The organism is Actinomadura sp. B10D3 (genome assembly GCF_039871695.1).
Lineage (GTDB): Bacteria > Actinomycetota > Actinomycetes > Streptosporangiales > Streptosporangiaceae > Spirillospora > Spirillospora madurae.
On the sequence record NZ_JBDPLY010000046.1, the window covers coordinates 26,998 to 46,772 of the forward strand.

The 19,775-nt window shown below is 70.2% G+C and carries 21 protein-coding genes, 2 tRNA genes and 2 pseudogenes; 11 read left to right on the top strand and 14 right to left on the bottom strand.

The genetic code is table 11. From position 1 onward, the window contains the following. Nucleotides 1-53: 53 nt before the first annotated feature. From ABGB11_RS40080 to ABGB11_RS40115, 8 genes are all read right to left on the bottom strand, one after another. Entirely contained in the window at nucleotides 54-635 is a 582-nt protein-coding gene (locus tag ABGB11_RS40080; protein ID WP_347640828.1) for a TMEM165/GDT1 family protein, read from the bottom strand. Between the two features lie 198 nt (nucleotides 636-833). After that, nucleotides 834-1,901 carry a UDP-N-acetylmuramate dehydrogenase gene (locus tag ABGB11_RS40085; RefSeq protein ID WP_347640799.1) on the bottom strand — a complete coding sequence of 356 codons (1,068 nt, stop codon included), beginning with the start codon at nucleotides 1,899-1,901 and terminating at the stop codon, nucleotides 834-836. A 98-nt stretch (nucleotides 1,902-1,999) separates the two neighbouring features. Then, nucleotides 2,000-2,425, bottom strand: a complete 426-nt coding sequence (locus ABGB11_RS40090; protein WP_347640800.1) for a MaoC family dehydratase — start codon at nucleotides 2,423-2,425, stop codon at nucleotides 2,000-2,002. Continuing rightward, nucleotides 2,425-2,862 (bottom strand): MaoC family dehydratase N-terminal domain-containing protein, encoded by a 438-nt coding sequence (locus ABGB11_RS40095; RefSeq protein ID WP_347640801.1) that lies wholly within the window; start codon nucleotides 2,860-2,862, stop codon nucleotides 2,425-2,427. The genes ABGB11_RS40090 and ABGB11_RS40095 overlap by 1 nt, the downstream gene beginning before the upstream one ends. Nucleotides 2,863-3,084: 222 nt before the next feature. Then, entirely contained in the window at nucleotides 3,085-3,249 is a 165-nt protein-coding gene (gene rpmG, locus ABGB11_RS40100; RefSeq protein WP_026404241.1) for a 50S ribosomal protein L33, read from the bottom strand. An 86-nt stretch (nucleotides 3,250-3,335) separates the two neighbouring features. Further along, nucleotides 3,336-3,409: transfer RNA gene (locus ABGB11_RS40105), tRNA-Met, on the bottom strand. A 329-nt stretch (nucleotides 3,410-3,738) separates the two neighbouring features. Next, nucleotides 3,739-3,811 (bottom strand) — tRNA-Thr (locus tag ABGB11_RS40110). Between the two features lie 80 nt (nucleotides 3,812-3,891). After that, nucleotides 3,892-5,019, bottom strand: coding sequence for an acyl-CoA dehydrogenase family protein (locus ABGB11_RS40115; protein WP_347640803.1), 1,128 nt, complete (start codon nucleotides 5,017-5,019; stop codon nucleotides 3,892-3,894). A gap of 90 nt (nucleotides 5,020-5,109) precedes the next feature. Between ABGB11_RS40115 and ABGB11_RS40120 the strand changes: the two genes are divergently transcribed. Beyond that, nucleotides 5,110-6,141, top strand: coding sequence for a hypothetical protein (locus tag ABGB11_RS40120; protein ID WP_347640805.1), 1,032 nt, complete (start codon nucleotides 5,110-5,112; stop codon nucleotides 6,139-6,141). Nucleotides 6,142-6,165: 24 nt separating this feature from the next. On the opposite strand, the gene ABGB11_RS40125 is transcribed toward ABGB11_RS40120, so the two are convergent. From ABGB11_RS40125 to ABGB11_RS40135, 3 genes and pseudogenes are all read right to left on the bottom strand, one after another. After that, on the bottom strand, nucleotides 6,166-6,888 hold the full coding sequence (locus ABGB11_RS40125; protein ID WP_347640807.1) for a hypothetical protein: 723 nt from the start codon (nucleotides 6,886-6,888) through the stop codon (nucleotides 6,166-6,168). 92 nt (nucleotides 6,889-6,980) lie between these two features. Beyond that, the gene (locus tag ABGB11_RS40130) at nucleotides 6,981-7,652 is read right to left on the bottom strand and encodes a TerD family protein (RefSeq protein WP_347640808.1); all 672 of its coding nucleotides are present in this window, start codon (nucleotides 7,650-7,652) and stop codon (nucleotides 6,981-6,983) included. A gap of 139 nt (nucleotides 7,653-7,791) precedes the next feature. Further along, a pseudogene (locus tag ABGB11_RS40135) lies at nucleotides 7,792-7,842 on the bottom strand (hypothetical protein); the annotation flags it as partial. A 244-nt stretch (nucleotides 7,843-8,086) separates the two neighbouring features. Between ABGB11_RS40135 and sigJ the strand changes: the two are divergent. The 10 genes from sigJ (at nucleotide 8,087) to ABGB11_RS40185 (ending at nucleotide 16,698) form a co-directional block, all read left to right on the top strand. Then, nucleotides 8,087-8,995, top strand: a complete 909-nt coding sequence (gene sigJ / locus ABGB11_RS40140; RefSeq protein WP_347640809.1) for an RNA polymerase sigma factor SigJ — start codon at nucleotides 8,087-8,089, stop codon at nucleotides 8,993-8,995. 26 nt (nucleotides 8,996-9,021) lie between these two features. Further along, entirely contained in the window at nucleotides 9,022-9,669 is a 648-nt protein-coding gene (locus ABGB11_RS40145) for an MOSC domain-containing protein (protein WP_347640810.1), read from the top strand. Between the two features lie 125 nt (nucleotides 9,670-9,794). Beyond that, the gene (locus tag ABGB11_RS40150; RefSeq protein WP_347640811.1) at nucleotides 9,795-10,754 is read left to right on the top strand and encodes a hypothetical protein; all 960 of its coding nucleotides are present in this window, start codon (nucleotides 9,795-9,797) and stop codon (nucleotides 10,752-10,754) included. Nucleotides 10,755-10,781: 27 nt separating this feature from the next. Then, entirely contained in the window at nucleotides 10,782-11,309 is a 528-nt protein-coding gene (locus ABGB11_RS40155; protein WP_347640812.1) for a S26 family signal peptidase, read from the top strand. A gap of 162 nt (nucleotides 11,310-11,471) precedes the next feature. Continuing rightward, nucleotides 11,472-11,615 (top strand): hypothetical protein, encoded by a 144-nt coding sequence (locus ABGB11_RS40160; protein ID WP_347640813.1) that lies wholly within the window; start codon nucleotides 11,472-11,474, stop codon nucleotides 11,613-11,615. Nucleotides 11,616-11,623: 8 nt separating this feature from the next. Next, on the top strand, nucleotides 11,624-12,157 hold the full coding sequence (locus tag ABGB11_RS40165; RefSeq protein WP_347640815.1) for a MauE/DoxX family redox-associated membrane protein: 534 nt from the start codon (nucleotides 11,624-11,626) through the stop codon (nucleotides 12,155-12,157). Nucleotides 12,158-12,187: 30 nt separating this feature from the next. Next, a complete protein-coding gene (locus ABGB11_RS40170) occupies nucleotides 12,188-12,715 on the top strand; it encodes a hypothetical protein (protein ID WP_347640817.1) in 528 nt (175 codons plus the stop codon). Continuing rightward, entirely contained in the window at nucleotides 12,712-14,493 is a 1,782-nt protein-coding gene (locus ABGB11_RS40175) for an ABC transporter ATP-binding protein (protein WP_347640818.1), read from the top strand. The genes ABGB11_RS40170 and ABGB11_RS40175 overlap by 4 nt, the downstream gene beginning before the upstream one ends. Nucleotides 14,494-15,549: 1,056 nt before the next feature. Then, on the top strand, nucleotides 15,550-16,116 hold the full coding sequence (locus tag ABGB11_RS40180; protein ID WP_347640820.1) for an ABC transporter ATP-binding protein: 567 nt from the start codon (nucleotides 15,550-15,552) through the stop codon (nucleotides 16,114-16,116). A gap of 24 nt (nucleotides 16,117-16,140) precedes the next feature. Then, nucleotides 16,141-16,698 carry a hypothetical protein gene (locus tag ABGB11_RS40185; protein ID WP_347640822.1) on the top strand — a complete coding sequence of 186 codons (558 nt, stop codon included), beginning with the start codon at nucleotides 16,141-16,143 and terminating at the stop codon, nucleotides 16,696-16,698. Nucleotides 16,699-16,704: 6 nt separating this feature from the next. On the opposite strand, the gene ABGB11_RS40190 is transcribed toward ABGB11_RS40185, so the two are convergent. The 3 genes and pseudogenes from ABGB11_RS40190 to ABGB11_RS40200 form a co-directional block, all read right to left on the bottom strand. After that, the gene (locus ABGB11_RS40190; RefSeq protein WP_347640823.1) at nucleotides 16,705-17,286 is read right to left on the bottom strand and encodes a hypothetical protein; all 582 of its coding nucleotides are present in this window, start codon (nucleotides 17,284-17,286) and stop codon (nucleotides 16,705-16,707) included. A 271-nt stretch (nucleotides 17,287-17,557) separates the two neighbouring features. Further along, nucleotides 17,558-18,175: a hypothetical protein gene (locus ABGB11_RS40195; protein ID WP_347640825.1), complete on the bottom strand. Its 618-nt coding sequence runs from the start codon at nucleotides 18,173-18,175 to the stop codon at nucleotides 17,558-17,560. A gap of 227 nt (nucleotides 18,176-18,402) precedes the next feature. Further along, nucleotides 18,403-19,475, bottom strand: a pseudogene (locus tag ABGB11_RS40200) (IS110 family transposase). Nucleotides 19,476-19,775: the final 300 nt, after the last annotated feature.

The following is a 19,775-nucleotide window of genomic DNA, read 5'->3' on the forward strand; positions in this document are numbered from 1 at the left end:
GCGCGGCGAGCCCCGCGGCGGTCGAGGGCCCTGCCTCCATGGTTCCCGCCGCGTCAGGCGGTGATGCCCTCGATCAGCAGCAGGACGCCGAAGACGGCGAATCCGGCCGCGGCGCCGTACTTGATGACCCGCTCGGGGAGCCTGCGGCCGAGGATCTGGCCGACGACGATCGCGAGCGCGTCGGCGGCGACCATCCCGACCGTCGAGCCGAGCCACACGCCGGTCAGCCCGAGGAGGCCGCCGTGGTCGGCGGCGAGGGTGACGGTGGCGAGCATCGTCTTGTCGCCCAGTTCGGCGAGGAAGAACGCCCCGCCGACGGCGAGGATCGCCGATCCCGTCGCGCGGCGGGCCCGGTCGCGCTCGTCGTCGTCGAGCTCGTCGCCGTGCAGCGTCCACAGCGCGAAGCCGAGGAAGGCCGCGCCGGCGAGGATGGAGATCGGGCCGGTCGGGAGCGCGGCGCCGAGGGCCGCGCCGAGCGCGACGCTCGCGAGGTGGACGATCGCGGTCGCGGCGGTGATGCCGATCAGTACCGGGAGGGCCCGGAAGCGGGCGGCGAAGGTCATGGCCATGAGCTGGCTCTTGTCGCCCAGCTCCGCGACGAAGATCACGGCCAGGCTGATGAGGAAGGCGGACACCGGTTCCCTCTCGCTCGGAGGCCGGGCGAGGGCGGGGGGTTCGAGCATGCGCGACCTCGGCCCGGCACGACTGCCGGGCCGAAGGTCTCGTCCGCCGCGATCGGCGATCGGGCCCGCGTGACCGGGCGCCCATGGGGACGCCAGTGTGTCGATCACGCGATTGGGACTACTCCCCCTCGGCTCCGTTCACCCTACCGGTCACAGCGTCACGCCGACGAGCACGGGCTCGTTGACGAGGGTGACGCCGAACGCGTCCCGGACTCCGTCGCGGACCTCGCGGGCCAGCGCGAGCAGGTCGGCGGTGACGCCGTCGCCGGGGTTGGTGAGGGCGAGGGTGTGCTTGGTGGAGATCCGGACGGGGCCGCGCGTGTGCCCCTTGGCGAAACCGGCGCGGTCGATGAGCCAGGCGGCGGACGTCTTCACGCGGCCGTCGGCCTCCGGGTACCGCGGGAACGCCGCGTCCGGGCCGAGGCGGTCGGCGACGCGGCGTTCGAGGTCGGCGAGCCGGCCGGGGTCGAGGATCGGGTTGGTGAAGAACGACCCGGCGCTGCGGGTGTCGGGATCGGCGGCGTCCAGGACCATGCCCTTGCCGCGGCGCAGTTCGAGGACGGCGTCGCGGGCCTCCTTCAGCGTGACCCGGTCGCCCGGCTCGACGCCGAGCTTGCGCGCGAGCTCGGCGTAGGCGACCGGCTGCGACTCCTCGGCCTGGCGCAGCGCGTAGGTCACGTCCAGGACGACGTACCGGTCGTCGCCCTTGAAGACGCTGTGCCGGTAGGTGAAGCGGCAGGCGTCGCGGTCGAGCGTGACGCAGGTGCGCGCCCGCCGGTCGTACGCGCGGACCTCGACGATCGTCTCGCTGACGTCCTGCCCGTAGGCGCCGACGTTCTGGATGGGGGTGGCGCCGACGCGTCCGGGGATGCCGGAGAGGCACTCGACGCCGGCGAGCCCGTCGGTGACGCAGCGGGCGACGAACGGGTCCCAGTCCTCTCCCGCCTGGACGCGGACGAGGACCCTGTCGCCGTCGGAGCCGACGCGTTCGGTGCCGCGGGTCCCGACGTGCACGACGGTGCCGGGGAACCCGTCGTCGGAGACCACGAGGTTGCTGCCGCCGCCGAGCACGAGGACGGGTTCGCCCTCGTCGTCGGCCGCGCGGACCGCGGCGACCACCTCCGCCTCGGTCGTCGCCTCGACGAAGCGGCGCGCGGGGCCGCCCAGCCGCAGCGTCGTGTATCCGGCCAGGTTCACGTCTTCGGCGAACACCGCCACGTCGTCCTCCCCCTCCCGTGCGTGCCCTCGCCCGAGCCGGCCGCGCACCTCCCCGGTCGCGCACCGGCCGGGGACGCCCGGCCGGTGCGCCGCGGCGCTCAGGCGAGCTTGACGACCGCCTTGGCGCGGGTGAGGACCTTCTGGTCGTTCGACCGGGCGGTGAGGGCCACGACGACCGTGCCGTCGCCGCGCTTCTCCTCCACCTTGCCGCTGATCTCCAGGGTCGCGCCGCCCTCGTCCGGGACCACGACCGGAGAGGAGAACCGTACCCCGTAGTCCACCACGGCGCCGGGGTCGCCGGCCCAGTCGGTCACGAACCGGCCGCCCTGCGCCATCGTGTACATGCCGTGCGCGATGACGTCGGGCAGGCCGACGGCCTTGGCGACGGACTCGCGCCAGTGGATGGGGTTGAAGTCGCCGGACGCGCCCGCGTACATGACGAGGTTCGCGCGGTCGACGGCGTACGTCTGCGCCGGGATCTCGGTGCCGACCTCGACGTCGGCGTGCTTCACCTTGGCGGTCATCAGGCCCCCCGCTCGACGATCGTGTTGTAGGACGTGCAGACCAGCTCGCCCTCGACGGTCCTGACCTCGGTCTCGACGACCATCTTCTCGTTGCTGCCGATCGACTTGATCTCGGTGATCGTCGAGGTGCAGGTGATGACGTCGCCGGCGCGCAGCGGGCGGGTGTAGGCGAAGCGCTGCTCGCCGTGCACGACCATCGCGTAGTTCAGCCCGAGGTCGGGGTCGGCGAGGCCGGGGTTGCCGAGGGAGACGACGATCGGGAAGGTGGGCGGCGCGATCACGTCGGGGTACCCGGCCGCCTTGGCCGCCTCCTGGTCGCGGTAGACCGGGTTGCGGTCGCCGATCGCGTCCGCGAACTCGCGGATCTTCACCCGGCTGACCTCGTACGGGTCGCTGGGCGGGAAGGTCCGCCCGATGAAATCACGGTTGAGTGCCATGCAATACGTCCCTCCAGGTCGAACGGGGCTCCGGCAGTCTCTCGCACGCCGCCCGGGTGCCCGGGTGCCCGCCTGAGCACGCTGGTTCCGTCTCTCCGGACGGACGGTAACAGAACGACGTTCAGCCCGCCCTCGCGGGTCTCGGTGCGAGGACGGGCTGATCACGTCAGTACAAGCGTGCGAAGAAGTCGCGCCGCTCGGCGGGTCTGGTGCGCTGCGCCGTTAGCGGGTTTCCCGGTGCGGACGGTGCGTCCGGCAGTTGGGGCAGTACTTCTTGATCTCAAGGCGGTCCGGGTCGTTGCGCCGGTTCTTCCGCGTGATGTAGTTGCGGTGCTTGCACTCCTGGCAGGCCAGCGTGATCTTCGGCCGGACGTCGGTGGCAGCCACGATGGAGTGCCTTTCTGAGCTAGGGACAAGGAACTTACCGACCCAGGCCTGCTCACCCCCGGGGTGGGGGTGAGAGACATGGGTAGTAGCGAGGGCCGGACTTGAACCGGCGACACAGCGATTATGAGCCGCTTGCTCTGCCTGACTGAGCTACCCCGCCGCGATGGTCGGTGTGGACCGGAATGCAAGGATACCGGATGCCCACCGAACCCTGGAAACGCGAAATCCCCGAGTGACGAACAGGGAATCGGTCTCGCGGGTTCCGCCGGACCGTCTCCCAGGTTACCGGCTGTGCCGATGAGCTGCGAAACGTCCTACTGGAACCGGAGGGACGGTACCACAGGCCCCGGTATGGAGCGAATCAGGGCGGGTGCCCCCGGGAACGACACGGTGCCCCAGGAAGACGCGGTGTCCCCGGAACCGACACAGTGTCCCTGGGAACGACGAAGGCCGCCGTCCGATCGAGCGGATGGCGGCCGGTGTGCTGTGAGCCCCTTTACGGAATCGAACCGTAGACCTTCTCCTTACCATGGAGACGCTCTGCCGACTGAGCTAAAGGGGCCTGCGTCGTTCGCGCAGTGAAACCATACACGGCCTGGCCGTGTGGTGCGAACCGGTTTGGCCCCCGGGTGTCCGCGCTGGTCAGCGCAGCAGGTTGCGGGCGATGACGAGCTGCTGGATCTGGCTCGTCCCCTCGTAGATGCGGAACAGCCGGACGTCGCGGTAGAAGCGCTCGACGGCGACGCCGCGCATGTAGCCCATCCCGCCGTAGATTTGGACGGCGCGGTCGGCGACGCGTCCCACCATCTCGGAGCAGAAGTACTTGGCGCAGGACGGACCCTGCTTGGTGTCCTCGCCGGCGTCGTAGGCACGTGCCGCTTCCAGGACCATGGAGCGTCCCGCGTACAGCTCGGTCTGGGAGTCGGCGATGAGCCCTTGCACGAGCTGGTATTCGCCGATCGTCCTGCCGCCCTGGCTGCGTTCCTTGGCGTAGTCGACGGTCTCGTCCAGGATCCGCTGGGCGAGGCCCACGCAGACGGCGGCGATGCTGACCCGTCCGTGGGCGAGCGACGCCATGGCGGTGCGGAAGCCGGTTCCCTCCGCCCCGACCATCGCGGTCGCCGGGACGCGCACGCCGTCGAAGAAGACCTCGGCGGTGTGGGCGCCGCGCTGGCCCATCTTCTGGTCGGACGGCCCGATCGTCAGGCCGTCCGTGCCCTTCTCGACGAGGAACGTGGAGATGCCGCGGGAGCCGGCGCCGCCCGTCCTGGCGAACACCATGAACACGTCGGCCTCGGGGGCGTTGGTGATGAACCGCTTGGCGCCGTCGATGACGTAGTCGCCGCCGTCGCGCGCCGCGGTCGTGGTGAGCGTGCTCGGGTCGGAGCCGGCCTCGGCCTCGGTCAGCGCGAACGCCCCGACGATCTCGCCGGACGCGAGCCTCGGCAGCCAGGCGTCCTTCTGCTCGTCCGTGCCGGAGTTGACCAGGACCTGCCCGGCGATGCCGTTGCTGGTGCCGAACATGGACCGGAACGCGGGGCTGGCGTAGCCGATCTCGAAGACCAGCCGCACCTCCTCGCTCAGCGAGAGGCCGAGCCCGCCGTACTCCTCGGGCAGCGCGTATCCGAACAGGCCCATGTCCTGTGACGTGCGGCGCAGCTGCTCCGGGATGGCGTCGGTCTCCTCGATCTCCTCCTCGCGCGGGACGACCTGCTCGCGGACGAAGCTGCGGACGGCCTTCAGCACGTCGGCGAAATCCTGTGGCTCCATGCGCACATTCTAGAACGAGATTCCAAAACGGCGTAGGTTCCCTGGTGGCGGCGTGGCCAAGCTGATCAACTTGTGCCAGGGTGACCGACCATGTCGTTTCAGCACCTCGTCGACCGGACCGTCCAGGCGGCGATGGTCGAGGACCAGTCCTTCAGCAACCTCCTGCCACAGCTGATGCAGGCGACCGAGAACGCCTCCCCCGCCGAGATGAACGCCGCGCTGCCCCGGCTCGCCGAGGGCGTCACCGAGTCGCCGCCGAACCTCGGCGGCTGGCTCGCCATCGTCACGGGCACCTGGATCGAGTACGGCGCCGGTCCCGCGCCCGTCGGCGCGGCCGTCATCGAACGGGTCACCGAGGTCACCGCCGCCGCCCTGGCCTTCGCCAAGGCCTGGGAGGACGCCGCCGCCGGCAAGCCCCCGCCGGACATGCAGGAGGAGCAGCCGTCCCAGGAGGTGTTCGACACGGTCGCTCCGGTGCTGGGCGACGGTGCCGTGACCGCGATGATGTCGTGGTTCGCGCTGCCCCACTTCGCGATGGCCGGATGCACCGTCCTGCAGATGGCGCCGTCGGTCCGGGCCGGACTCGCGGACCGCGACTTCCGCGTCTTCGCCGCGGGCAAGGCCGCCCAGCACCTGGGGCGGATGGACCACTACCAGGCGCTGCTGCGCGTCCTGGACGGCGAGCGCGTCCTCGTCCTCGACCGCGCGAGCCGCCAGGGCTGGACGGTCACGATCGGCGGGATCGGCGACAACTTCCAGCTGCACGTCCTGCTCGCGGGCGCGCTCATCGGACGTCCCGGCGGCCTGACCGGCGACCGTCCCGCCCCCGAGATCATCGCCTGCTTCCTGAACGCCGACGTCCCGCCGGGGCGCCCGATCATCTCCAGCCCGTGGGACCTCGCGGACGCGCACGGCGAACCGATCTGGAACGAGGGCGTCCCCGCCGACATCCCCCTGGTGAACGGCTCCCGCGTCGTCGTGATCGACCCGCCGTCCTACGAGCGGACGTTCCCGGCCGGACGGCGCTTCCCGCTCATGCCCGCCGCTCTCCGCGTCAACGGGATGCACCAGCCGGAGGACCTCGCCGCCTGGTGGCCGCACATCAAGCCCGCGACACGCTAGCGGCGAGGCGCCCTGCGCCGACCCTCAGAAGCGGACGAACACGGCCGTGGCGTCGTCGTGGCGCTTCCCCCTGGCCGCGGGGGCGGCCTCCTCCGCGGCCCTGGTCCTCCTGACCAGTTCCCGAGGGCCTTCCTCGTCGAGCAGGCGGAGCAGGCCGTCCCAGTCCAGCTGCCCGAACCGCTCCACGAGCCGGGACGCGCCGTCGCTGAGCACCGCCGCCCTCCGCAGCCCCTCGACCGGCACCTCGCCCGTGAGCCCCTCATACGCGGCCTCCGGTTTCGTGCTCGCCACCCAGAACCCGCCGGGCGTGTTGCGCGACCTCCTGACGCCTTCGAGCGTGTAGCTCGGAAGATGGTCGACCCTGTCGTCCCGGAACACCCTGGTCTCGCCGACGTCCACCACGATCGGGGAGTCGGCGAGCACGTACCACTCCACGGCCCCGCCGCGGCGCCGCAGCAGCGACACCGTCGCGGACGGGCTGTCGGGGTTCTCCAGGTCGCACGTCCCGGTGTGCGCCTCCCCCGTCACCTTGATCGCCTCGGCGACCAGGTCGGGCAGCGGCGTGCCGTCCTCCAGCGCCAGCAGCGCGGCGATCCGCCCGCCGAGCCTGCGCACCAGCCACGCCGGATCGTGCCGGCACCCGCTGTCCACCCCCGGCGGCGCCGTCGCCCCGTCCAGCAGCACGACCCAGCCGGGTCCCGCCGCCACGAAGTCCTCGTTCTCCCGCCCCGGCGTCGCCTCACTCACATAACTCACCTGCACGGATGCAGGTCTACCCGCTGGGCCGCCCCGCGCGGGACAGCTAGACCAAAACCCTCACCTGCCGCGCCACCGCCCCGTCACTCCTCCACGTCGACGCCGAAGCCCCGCGCCAGCGCCGCCAGCCCGGAGTCGTACCCCTGGCCGACGACGCGCAGCCGCCATCCCGGGCCGCGCCGGTACACCTCGGCGACCAGCATCGTCCGCTCCGTGGTCCCGGCGTCGAGGGTCGCCTGCGCGTGCGCGCGTTCGCCGTCGCCGGGGCCGGTGACCACTTCGACGGCCCCGAGCTCGCCGAACGTGAGGTCGCCGTCGATCGCCGCCGCCACGGTGACCGTGCGGACGGCTTCGGGGAGCGCGGCCAGGTCGATGACGATCGCCTGCCCGGTGGGGCCCTCGGCCGCCAGCCGCACCGTCCCGTCGGGGGTCTCGGCGGCGCCGTAGAAGACGAAGTCCTCGTCGCAGGACACCTGGCCGTCCTCGTCCAGCGCGAACGCCACCACATCGACCTCGCAGGCCGCGTGCTGGACCCAGGAGGCGCCGACCGTCCACCTGTCCGCCCGCGGGAGGTCGATGGCCGCGCCCCTCGGCAACACTGTCGTCGACATCCGGCCAGTCTCCGCCCGCTCCGGCGCCTTGCGCCACTCCACGTCGTGGACGGGGACCTCCAGGCGGACCACCCGCTCCATGCGCCGGTCCACCTCACCGCCTTCGAGGGCCACGACGTCCGTCACGCCGGCCGACAGGTTCACCGCGGCGAGCGTCGGCGACCGGCCACGCGCCGGGGGTGTGGTGGCTCGTCGCCGCGCGGGTGGTGCAGGCGGCGGGCGCGGCGACGCTCGTCCCGTCCTCGCTCGGCCTCCTGCGCAACCCGAGATGGTGGTAATGCCGCACGGTCCTGGTCGACACCCCGACCAGCGCGGCCAGCTCTCCGATCCGCATGGCCTCATTACAGACGTTGACGCAACGTCCAGGTCAAGCGCGCCCCGAAGTCGGCTGGGTTCACGGCCGTGGACGGGATCACAGGCACCGTCGTCACGGCCTGCGGCTCGTCCCCGCGGCCTTCGTCGCCGCCGGCACCCTGATCGTCCTGGGCTCGGACGTCCCGTCCAAACTCACCTGACGTGGAAGGACCTCACGTTCCGGAGCGCTGTCTCGTCAAAGGGGCAACCGAGGGAGAGGACGCATGACCACGCCACCCGGACCGGCCGATCCGACCCTGACCGCGATCATGAGCGAGCGCCGCCGGCTGATCAACCTCGCGTACCGCCTGCTCGGCTCCCTGGCGGAGGCCGAGGACGTGGTGCAGGAGACGTACGTCCGCTGGTACGCCATGTCCCGGCGGGAGCAGGAGGCGATCGAGTCCCCCGGCGCGTGGCTGACCACGGTGGCCAGCCGCATCTGCCTCGACCTGCTCCGGTCCGCGCGGACACGCCGGGAACGCTACGTGGGCGAGTGGATCCCGGAGCCGCTCCCCGAACGCACGGAATGGGCCGGCGAACCGAGCGCGGACCCGGCCGACCGGATCACCCTGGACGAGTCGATCAGCATGGCGTTCCTCGTCGTGCTCGAATCGATGACCCCGGCCGAGCGCGTCGCGTTCGTCCTGCACGACGTCTTCCGGTATCCCTTCGCCGAAGTGGCCGAGATCGTCGGCCGCACACCGGAGGCGTGCCGCCAGCTGGCCTCGTCGGCACGCCGCCGCCTCCGCTCGGCGCGGACCGCACCGGCCCCCACCGCCCGGCAGGCGGGCCTGGTCGGCGACTTCAAACAGGCGTGGGAGGCCAAGGACATCAACGCCCTCATCGGCCTCCTCGACCCCGACGCCACGGCGGTCGCCGACGGCGGCGGCGTGGTCAGCGCCCGGCTCGACCCGATCGCGGGCGCCCCGCAGATCGCCCGCACCTTCGTCGACATCGCCCGCACCGTCCCCGGCCTGACGATCTCGGAACGCACGGTGAACGGGCGCCCCGGCCTGATCGCCCGGCAGGGCGGCGTCACCGTCGCGGTCATCGCGTTCGACGTCGCGGGCGAGCGCATCAAGCACATCTGGGCAGTACGCAACCCCGACAAACTCCGCGCCTGGACGACCTGATCCACCGCCGCCGGTACGGTCGACGCATGAGACTGCTGTCGGTCAACGTCGGCAGGCCGCGACCGAACCCGTGGATGTCCGCCGACCTGACGGGTATCGACAAGCGGCCCGTGGACGGCCCGGTCGCGGTCAGCGATCCAGGCCCCCGAGGCACGGGCGCCGTCGGCCTCGCCGGCGACCGCGTCCACAACACCAAGCACCACGGCGGTGCCGACCAGGCCGTCTACGCCTATGCTCGCGAGGATCTCGACCTCTGGGAAACCGGACTGGGCAGGCCCCTGCACAACGGCGTCTTCGGAGAGAACCTCACCACGACGGGTCTGGACGTCAACGCGTCCCTCATCGGCGACCGCTGGCGCGTAGGTCAGGACGTGATCCTGGAGGTCTCCTGCTTCCGCATCCCGTGCGGGACGTTCCAGGGCTGGCTGCGGCAAACCGGCTGGATGAGAACGTTCACGCAGGCGGGCAAGCCGGGAGCCTATCTCCGCGTCATCGCGGAAGGCCGGATGAGCGCGGGCGACCCGGTCGAGATCATCCACCGTCCCGACCACGAAGTAACGGTCTCCCTGGCCTTCCGGGCGATGACGAGAGAACCCGACCTGCTGCCACAGCTCCTCGCCGCCGAAGCGCTACCCCAGGACATCAAGAAGATGGTCCGCAAACGCCTCCCCTGATCCGGCGCTGGCCAACCGGGTGGAGTCAGCCGACAATCATTTCGTCGCTGTGGCGGACTCGTCGTCACAGCGATCACTGCGGCACCATCGACCCCAGCTAGATCCGGGTGAGCGGGGGCGGAGTCATGACCGACGATGACGGCACGATCGTCGATGCCGCCGAACTACTCGCAACGGCGCTCCGGCATCTGGACGACTACGACACCCGGCGGCCGATCGCCGAGATTCCCACGCTGGACGAAGCGGCCTCGCGGCCGTTCCGGCCCTTCCCGGCCCTCGCGATCGCCATGGCGTCACACGTGCTCTCCGCCTGGGAAGTGAGGACCTTCCAGGTCGAGCGGGGTGACCACGGCGACCGGATCCGCTATTTCACCGCCGTCGGCGACGATCCTCTGCGTCCGTTCCGCGCGTGCACGGTTTTCGTCCCTGACCTCGGCACGCAACGTGTCGTCGAGCTGTGCGGGCACGCGTTCTGTCCGAACCCCGCCCCCGCCGGTCCCGGAAGCCGCTGCACGGATCATCTCCTGGACCCGGCGTCGAACGGCCCCTTCCATTGGCTCAGGCTGGCGGGAGAGGCCGCCATGTCGGCGGAGCGCCAGCGCGGCGGACGTCCCGAAACCGAGAACTTCGCCCTGGCCGCCATCCGGCTGGGGCTTCCCGTGGATGAGATCTGCCGGGCGGTCTCTGCCGGCGAATGGACCGTGCAGGCCTTGGCGGACGAGCCCGTGCCGCTTCCCGACGACGTCGATGACTCCGACAACCCCGATCACTGGCCCTTCGTCCTCACGCCGGACCGGGACATCACCGCCGCCGACACCCGCCGGATCTACGCCTTCAACGACAGGGGCCATGTTTCGAGCGACCTAGCTCCGGAGACGGTGCTCGCTCGTAGGGGCGAGTTCTACACCTACTTCCATGCTTTTGAAGGGGGTCCGCTCATCGTCTGCGGTGAGCAACGGCGCCTTTTCAGGTTGGAGTGGTGGCAGGTCCAAGACCACCTTCCGCAGCACCGTCTGGCCCGACGCGCCGAGGAACGCCGGCAGCAGATGTACGAACCCCCAGACTCCTGGGAGGACTACGTCTGAGCGGCCCGTCGCTACCATCGGTCGATCATGCGGCGAACAACGACTTCCCAGGGATTGCGACTACTAGGCGGGGCGGGCATCGCCGCGGCGGGCGCACTGCTGGCGCTCAGGTGGGGGCGGAGAAGCCTGGTGGTGGTCACCGTGCACGGGACCAGCATGTTTCCCACATTGCAGGACGGCGACCGCGTGCTGGTCCGGCGTCGTCCCCTATCGCAGGTCAGGCGCGGTGACATCGTCGTGCTCGAACCTCCCCGTGACGGGCGCTACCTTCCCGGCCCCGCGGGTCCCGACGGACGGACCTGGAACGTCAAGCGAGCCGCCGCCCTCCCCGGCGACGAGCTGCCGTCCGGCGTGCCCGGAGCCTCGGGGGACACGGTGCCGCCGGGGGCGCTGGCGGTCCTCGGCGACAACCCCGACAGTATCGACTCCCGCCACCGGGGCCTGTTCTCCGGCGACCGGCTACTGGGCGTCGTGGTCCGCCACCTGAACGTCACACCGCGTCCGAGTCAACGGCCGGACGGGTGGCAGATCCCAACAAGATCATCAAGATCTTGATCGCAGAGTGCACAAGCCGGAACCGCCCGGCGACGCCCCCCTTGTCGTAGATGATCAACGTGATTAGCTTCGGCACCGGCGAGCGTGATCATCTAGGCACGACGCGCCGCCGCTCGGAAACGCCGCAGCCGGAACGCTCCGGCTCGACCTGAGGAGATCCTCATGATCCGTGCACTCAACCGCCTGGGCGACCGGATGCTCGGCCGCGTCCTGCCGAACACGACCGCCCGCGCCGAACCCTGCTGGTGGACCGACACCGGCATCCGCTGCTGCGTCTACGCCGGCAAGACCTACTGCGGCATCTGACGTCCGCCTTGCAGTACGTCACGCTGACCGCCCGCTGCGCCGTGGGCCTGGTCTTCCTGGTCGCGGTCCTCGGCAAGATCCGCGACCGGGACGCCTTCCGGGAGTTCCGGCGGTCGGTGCCCGGCCTCGCCCCCGGCCTGCCTCCCACGGCGACGTCCGTCGCCGTGGTGGCCGCGGAATCGGCCGCCGTCGTACTGCTGGCCGTACCGCGGACGGCGCCGGCCGGCCTCGCGCTGGCCGGCGCCGTCCTGCTCGCGTTCGCCACGGGAATCCACCGCGCCCTCCGCGACGGCAGGCACGCCACCTGCCGCTGCTTCGGCACGCGCCCGTCCCCTGCCGGGCGCGTGCACCTCGCGCGCAACCTTGCCCTGACCGCGCTCGCCTGGGGCGGCCTGGCCGCGCACCTCGCGGCGCCCGGCCCGGTGCATCCCGCCGGCGCCGCCGTCGCCGTCGCGGGCGCGGCCGTGCTCACCCTGCTGTCCATCTTCTTCGACGACCTGGCCGACCTGCTGATCGCGCCGTCCGCACGCCCTCCGCGATGACGCGTCCGGCACCAGCATGAGGGAGCACCGTTGCCCTATCTCGTCGCGGGAGTCGTCCTCGTCGGCGTCCTCTGCGCCTTCGACCTGATCCTGACCCTGGCGGTCGTCCGCCGCCTGCGCGAGCACGCGGCCCTGCTGGAGGGCGGGCGAACCCGGGTTCCGTTCACGCCCGTCGGCACCACGCTGCCCGAGTTCAGTGCGTCCAGCCTCGACGGCACGGCCGTGACCCGCGCCTTCTTCACCGAGCCGACGATCGTCGCCCTGTTCTCCACCACCTGCGCCTCGTGCCGGGAACGGCTGCCCGAATTCACCGACCGGATCCAGGGCCTGGACGCCGGGCGCGTCCTGGCGGTGATCGAGGGCGAGCAGGACGACGCCGCACCCTTCACCGCCGCGCTCGCCCCCATCGCCACCGTGGTCGTCGAGCCGGTGAAAGGACCCGTGAACACGGCGTTCGGTCACCCGGCGTCCCCCAGCTTCTACGTCGTCGGGGACGGCGCGGTGGTGACGTCCTCGACGCTCTCGCCCGCCGGCCTGCCGGTGCCGGCCCGCGCGTGAGACGACCGGGGGCGCGCACCGCGGTCGTCGCCGCCCTGGCATGGCGCGCCCACCGGACCGCCACGGCCGCGTCGGTGGTCCTCGCCGTGCTCACCGGGCTGGCCCCCGTCGCGACCGCGTGGCTGACGAAACTCGTCCTGGACGCGCTCGCCGAGGGCGGAGACCGCGATGTCCTGCCGGGCCTCGCCGCCGGGCTCGCCGCCTGCGGCCTGTGCGTCATCGTCCTGCCGCACGCGTCCACCTACGCCCAGGCCCAGCTGCGCCGCGCGGTGCGCGCCCAGGTCGTCGACCGCCTCTTCGGCGCGGTCAACGCCCATGCGGGGCTGCGCCGCCTGGAGGACCCGGCCTTCCAGGACACGCTGCGGCTGGCGCACGAATCCAGCCAGACCGCCCCGGACCGGCTGATCCTCGGAGCGCTGGCCATCGGCCAGGCGGCCATCACCATGTCCGGATTCGTCGGCACGCTCCTGGTCGTCAACCCGCTCCTCGTCCTGGTGATCTTCCTGGCGGCGCTGCCGTCGGTCTGGATCCAGCTCGGCCTGAGCCGCGAACGCGCCCGGACGATGTGGAGCATCAGCCCTGGAAAGCGACGCGAAGTCTTCTACGGGGAGCTGCTGACCAGACCCGAAGCCGCCAAGGAAGTGCGCCTCTTCGGCCTGGGCGGCTACTTCCGCTCCCGGATGCTCGACGAGGTCCGCTCGACCAGCGAAGCCGAACGGCGGATCGACCTGAAGACCCTACGCAGCCAGGGCCTGCTGGCCCTGGTCGGCAGCGCCGTCGCGGGCGGCGGACTCATATGGGCGGTGCTGGCGGCCGCGTCCGGCGCCCTCACCCCGGGCGACGTGACGGTGTTCATCGCGGCGGTCGCCGGAGTCCAGACCGCGCTGACGTCGATCGTCGACCGGTGGGCCGACGCGCACAACGCCCTGCTGCTGTTCGGCCACTTCACCACCATCGTCGACGCCGAACCCGACCCGCCTCCGAATCCCCACTCTCGTCCCGTCCCACCTCTGCGCCAGGGCATCGAGCTTCGGGACGTGTGGTTCCGCTACAGCGAGGCGCACCCCTGGATCCTGCGCGGCGTCGACCTGCACATCCCGTTCGGCCAGAGCGTCGCCCTGGTCGGCGTGAACGGCGCGGGCAAGAGCACGCTGGTCAAACTCCTCTGCCGCCTCTACGACCCGGACAAGGGCGCCGTCCTCTGGGACGGCGTGGACCTGCGCGACCTGGACCCCGCCGAACTCCGCGCACACATCGGCGCGGTCTTCCAGGACTTCATGGAGTACGACCTGACCGCGTCCGACAACATCATGCTGGGCGACCTGGACGGCACCGGCGAACAGATCACGGCCGCCGCCCGGCGCGCCGGCGTCCACGAAGCCCTGACGGCGCTGCCGCGCGGCTACGACACGATGCTCAGCAAGATCTTCCCGAGCGACGGGATCGGCGTCACCCTGTCCGGCGGCCAATGGCAGCGCCTCGCCCTGGCCCGCGCGCTCCTGCGCCAGGACCGCGACCTCCTCCTGCTGGACGAGCCGAGCTCCGGCCTGGACGCGGACGCCGAACACGCCGTCCACGAATCCCTCCGCCGCCACCGCCACGGCCGCACCAGCGTCCTCATCTCACACCGCCTGGGCGCGATACGCGACGCCGACCTCATCGCCGTCCTCTCCGAAGGCAAGATCGTCGAGCGCGGCCCCCACGACACCCTGATGGCCCTCGACGGCGAATACGCCCGCCTCTTCACCCTCCAATCGAGCGCCTACACCACGCCCTGATCACTGGCAGACTTCAGGCGTGACCGAAGGCATCCACATCAGCATGACGGGATCCAGCATTCGGATTACCCCGAAGTAACCCTTCGCGTTCATACACCCGGTCGATCGGAGTCAGAGTGCCGTCCACGAGCAGATACTTCAGCCCGTCGGAGACGGTCGGAGTTCAGCGCGGATCCCACCTTTGTGAGGGTGATCCGAGATCAACGGCTGCATACCCCGACGGTAGGCCAGGGCCTTTACTACCTGCCCTGTGGTGCCGCTGGACGACACCGCCGGCGTAGCGAAGTCCAGCGCGCCAATGGCGGTGAAGCCGCCCGCTGTCGGGGAGGAAACAACCGTCAAGCCAGAGGAAGTCGCACCGCAGAGCCGCGAGTAACGTCGAGACTGGTGCGTTCGATGATCTTCATGAGCGCACGTGCTTCATAGTCCGGCACCGGCACGGCGAAACCCTAGCGATAATCAGAAACTCTCTCAGGGGAGAAATGGCGTGAGCGATCCGGCCAAGCGAGGCGCACCTACCGCACCATACTATGCGTCCGGGCAGTGGGAGGACGGCCCCGACGTCGTTAGCAGCGCCTGGGGCGAGGAAGAAGAGCGGGGAGCCGTCATGGCCCGACTCGGGTACGTCGAGGCGCTCACTGTCGGCTCTCCCGAGAGCGTACCGTCCATCACGGTCTTCGAACGTACCGAGACTCCACGATTCACACTCAGTATGGAGACTAATGGATTCGTCCACAACATTTATACTGACGCCGTCCCTGATTTGTGGGACCTGCTGGCACGCTGGTCCCCAGTCGTACGCGATGCCAGGATCGCCATTGCCATTGAACAGGCGAGCGATTCAGAAAAGGGACATAACGGACTAATCGAAACCATCGCACGACGTGCTACATGGGGCGCTACACGTCCGTACCATGACCCTAACAGGCGACGCTGAGTCGCAAAGGACCTGCCCACCACGGAAACGGAAGTGGTTCCGCTACAGCGAGGCGCACCCCTGGATCCTGCGCGGCGTCGACCTGCACATCGGACAAGGGCGCCGTCCTCTGGGACGGCGTGGACCTGCGCGACCTGGACCCCGCCGAACTCCGCGCACACATCGGCGCGGTCTTCCAGGACTTCATGGAGTACGACCTGACCGCGTCCGACAACATCATGCTGGGCGACCTGGACGGCACCGGCGAACAGATCACGGCCGCCGCCCGGCGCGCCGGCGTCCACGAAGCCCTGAGGGCGCTGCCGCGCGGCTACGACACGATGCTCAGCAAGATCTTCCCGAGCGACGGGATCGGCGTCACCCTGTCCGGCGGCCAATGGCAGCGCCTCGCCCTGGCCCGCGCGCTCCTGCGCCAGGACCGCGACCTCCTCCTGCTGGACGAGCCGAGCTCCGGCCTGGACGCGGACGCCGAACACGCCGTCCACGAATCCCTCCGCCGCCACCGCCACGGCCGCACCAGCGTCCTCATCTCACACCGCCTGGGCGCGATACGCGACGCCGACCTCATCGCCGTCCTCTCCGAAGGCAAGATCGTCGAGCGCGGCCCCCACGACACCCTGATGGCCCTCGACGGCGAATACGCCCGCCTCTTCACCCTCCAATCCAGCGCCTACACCACGCCCTGATCTCACGACTGGCAGACTCCAGGCATGACAAAAGGCGTCTACATTAATCTGACCGGCTACGGCCTTCGCATCAAACCGAAGTGGCCCTTCGCGTTCATCCACCCGGCAGACGTGGGCGGCGACGGGACTTCCCTGGGTGTAATTCGATGCGGCGAAGACGGCCAACCAGGCGTAACAGCCGGCCCCGACCGTCCGACCTGGCGAATCGAAACCCAGCTGTACTCGGTCACGTGGCCCAGCGGATTCACCCTGGAGTGCGCCGGAGAGAACGACCCGTTCGCCCCGTTCCTACTGTGGGGCCCGGACAAGTCACTGATCTGGGTCCAGGGCCCGATCCTGCGAACCCGCCTGACGGGCCCCTCAGACCTCGTAGGCCCAGGCCAGCAAGTCACCGACCAACAATCGAACTCCGTCGAACTCGCCTACATCGAAGAAGGAGACCCCTGGCGCCAGAGCCACCACATCCTCGACCTCGACCAGGACCGACTAGCCATCGTGACCTCTCAGGCCCCCGTCCCCCACGCCGAGCCGACCCTGAAAGCCGGCAAGCAACTAGCCCACTCCTTTCGCACTGGCGAGTGACCGCCGTCAAACGTCGTCAGGCCCGAAAGGCGGAAAATAGATCTCGTCACGCCGGGTCACACGCAGACCGGGGTGCCAGGCAACAGACAGGTCCACCTCCCCCTCGGCGTACAGCACGACCTCGGTGAGGCTTTCCAGAGCCGGCAACCGCCTGAAATCGCCATGTGCCAAGGTGAGGGACTCCAACCCCACGATGTCCTGAAGCCTGGACATGGAATCGACGTCCACAACCGACAGGATGAGGTGCCGGACAGGGGTCCCGCTCAGTTGCCCCAGGTCAATGTTGGAGGCAGGCCCCGCCAGCTGAAGCAGCTCCCACGAGCGCCCCGCGAGCGGCCCCAGATCCATGCCGTTGTCCTCCCACAGCAGGGCTTCCGTGACCGAGGGCAACCACCGGACGGGCTCGAACGACCCCACCCAGGCGAAGTCCGTCGTGAGGCGGCGACGGCGCAAGATGGGGTCGAGGGGCGGGGGCTCCGGGACATCGGAGCCGCAGAGCACCTGCCTCCACACGGGCGAGAGACCGTCCCAGAACTCCTCCCAGGTGATCTCCTCACCACCGGCGAACAGCCTCCTACCTTCGTCCACCACGGTCCCCCAGCCACTAGGCAGGAAAGTCTTCCGAGACGGCCAAACAGTTCACGCACGACAACCTATGCCGGGCTCACAACCGGCCTGAGCATCCGATCGGACACCGGCCAGCTCGACGAAGTGAATCGACGATTACAGGGCGGGCCTGACGCCAGGAGCATGCCGCTGCGATCACAACCGGCGAGTCCCATCCGGGCAGACTGCCCGTCGGCGCGCAGACGTCAGGGATGCAGGCAGCAGAGCACGATCAGGGGCCGCCGTCAGGTGATCATTTCCTGTCGATCAGCGTGTAGCCACCGTCGAGCACCGGCGCGTCGGCTGCGGGGGCCATGCACTTGCGCAGCGGACCGTCCCCGGGGCCGGGGCCTCCGCTCAGCCCGATCCGGCTGGGTCCCGCGCCTTTGCCGGCGACGTAGAAGCTGACGCCCAAACGCTCGTGGTTCTTCAGCATCTCCTCCCACGGCCCGCCGGGGGTGGTTCTGGTGAGCGTGCCGGTGACGGTCGCGGTGGGGCCGCCGGTGGTCAGGCAGTCGACGGTGAGGTCTCCCCAGTTGGTGAACCACGTCCCGTCGGGCATCTTGAACCGGTGGGAGATCCGGAAGGTGCCCCACGACCGGGTGGGCTTGGATGCGCCGTTGAACGTGGCGTGCGCGTTGACCGTGACCTGGATGTCGTTGTCGGGGGCCGGGAAGTACATCCTGGCCCGTCCGGTCAGGTGGGAGGTCTTGACGCCGGCCGAGGCCTGGCTCGCCGGGGCGGACGAGGAAGGGGCGGGGGCGTCGGCCGCCGCCCAGGAGCCCATGGAGATCGACACCGTCAGAGCCGCGGCGAGGCCGGCGGCGACGGTCAAACGTGGGCCGGGCAGGCGGCGAGTCCGGTTGGTCATATGTGCGCTCCGATCAAGCTGCGGGAGACTTCGACCCCACAAGCCTGGGATCGACGCTCCAGCATCGGGTCCCCCACCAGGGTGATCAGGCTCCCCCCTTCGGGTGAACCGACCGTCTGGGAACGGAACTGCCGGAGGCCTGGGGTACTCACGCCAGGAAGAGAGATTGCACCTGGTTGCGTCCACGGAGGTGGTGTATGCGCTTGACCTGGATGCTCCTATGGATGTCAAGCTGCGAGTTCAAGATCGTTTGTTGTGATGATCTGGTAGAGCTCGCGGGCGATGTAGCACTTGAGGCATCGGATGATCTCCTTCTTGGACAGTCCTTCCTTGGTGCGCCGCTCGGCGTAGGCGCGGGTGCGGGGATCCCAGCGCAGGCGGCACAGCACCACGCGGTAGAGGGCGGCGTTGGCCTGGCGGTCGCCGCCGCGGTTGAGGCGGTGGCGGTGGGTCCTGCCGGACGAGGCGGGGATCGGGGCGGTTCCGCAGAGCATGGCGAACGCTGCTTGGGACCGCGGCCGGTCGTGGTTGTGGCCGGCGGTGACCAGTAGCTGGCCGGCGACATCGGTGCCGACCCCGTTCGCGGCGACCAGGCGGGGGTTGATCGCGGCCACGAGCGGGTCGAGCAGTTCGTCCAGGCCGGTGATCTCTTCGGTGAGCCGCTGGTGACGGCGGGCCGGCGAGCGCAGGGCGATCTTGGCGGCGGTGGCGGGGGACGCGGCGTCGGCCCGGTCGGGCCGCAGGCTCGCGCAGATGGCGATCAACTCTTTGACGGACCGGCTGCGCAGGTGTTCGCGCACGTCATCGGGGGCTGTGACGATCAATGCCTTGATCTGGCGCTGGGCGTCGGCCCGCTGGTCGACCGCCGAGCGGCGGCCACCCGCAGATTGCGCAGTGCCTCGACGCGGCCGTCACGCCGCTTGGGAGTTCCGGTCCGCTCCCCGGCCAGAGCGGTCTTGGCCGCTTGAACGGCGTCGATCGGGTCGGACTTGCCCTGGAACCGGCGGGTCTTGCGGTCGGGCCGGTCGACCTCGACAACGTGAACGCCTTCGTCACGCAACAGGCGGGCCAGCCCGGCCCCGTAGGCGCCGGTGCCCTCGACCCCGACCGGCCCCACCTGCCCGAACCGGCGCATCCAGGCCGGCAGCGCGACGTACCCGGCGGCATCGGCGGGGAACTGCTCGGTGCCCAGAACCCGCCCCACTACGTCGATCACTGCGGCGGTGTGGGTGTCGCGGTGGGTATCGATGCCACCGGCGACTTCGGTGGTCACCGCGTCCTGGGGTGTAATGGAGGGCATCGTCGTCCTGTCGTCTTGACCGGGGGCAGGGCGGCACGCACCAGCCGGGCAACGCGGACAAGACAGAGATGGGGCCTCTAGCCAGGCTCCTATGAAGTCACAACGCCACGTCCGGTGAGTGCACATGAGCGCCTCCCGGCCAAGGCCGACAGATCCCGTTGAAGACCCGAAGTCAGTTACGGCAGCTGTAATTGAGGCTCTGGCCTGCGGTGATCATGTGTTGGTGTCGGCGTAGGCGTGCCATGCCTGGTGGCATTTTCGGGCTCGGTATTGGTGGCGTCGGCGCCAGGTGGACCATGC

Coding starts and splice junctions, on each gene's coding strand:
- ABGB11_RS40090 (WP_347640800.1), bottom strand. CDS start 2,425: ATGACCGCCAAGGTGAAGCACGCCGACGTCGAGGTCGGCACCGAGATC.
- ABGB11_RS40095 (WP_347640801.1), bottom strand. CDS start 2,862: ATGGCACTCAACCGTGATTTCATCGGGCGGACCTTCCCGCCCAGCGAC.
- ABGB11_RS40115 (WP_347640803.1), bottom strand. CDS start 5,019: ATGGAGCCACAGGATTTCGCCGACGTGCTGAAGGCCGTCCGCAGCTTC.
- ABGB11_RS40120 (WP_347640805.1), top strand. CDS start 5,110: ATGTCGTTTCAGCACCTCGTCGACCGGACCGTCCAGGCGGCGATGGTC.
- sigJ (WP_347640809.1), top strand. CDS start 8,087: ATGACCACGCCACCCGGACCGGCCGATCCGACCCTGACCGCGATCATG.
- ABGB11_RS40145 (WP_347640810.1), top strand. CDS start 9,022: ATGAGACTGCTGTCGGTCAACGTCGGCAGGCCGCGACCGAACCCGTGG.
- ABGB11_RS40150 (WP_347640811.1), top strand. CDS start 9,795: ATGACCGACGATGACGGCACGATCGTCGATGCCGCCGAACTACTCGCA.
- ABGB11_RS40155 (WP_347640812.1), top strand. CDS start 10,782: ATGCGGCGAACAACGACTTCCCAGGGATTGCGACTACTAGGCGGGGCG.
- ABGB11_RS40160 (WP_347640813.1), top strand. CDS start 11,472: ATGATCCGTGCACTCAACCGCCTGGGCGACCGGATGCTCGGCCGCGTC.
- ABGB11_RS40185 (WP_347640822.1), top strand. CDS start 16,141: ATGACAAAAGGCGTCTACATTAATCTGACCGGCTACGGCCTTCGCATC.
- ABGB11_RS40195 (WP_347640825.1), bottom strand. CDS start 18,175: ATGACCAACCGGACTCGCCGCCTGCCCGGCCCACGTTTGACCGTCGCC.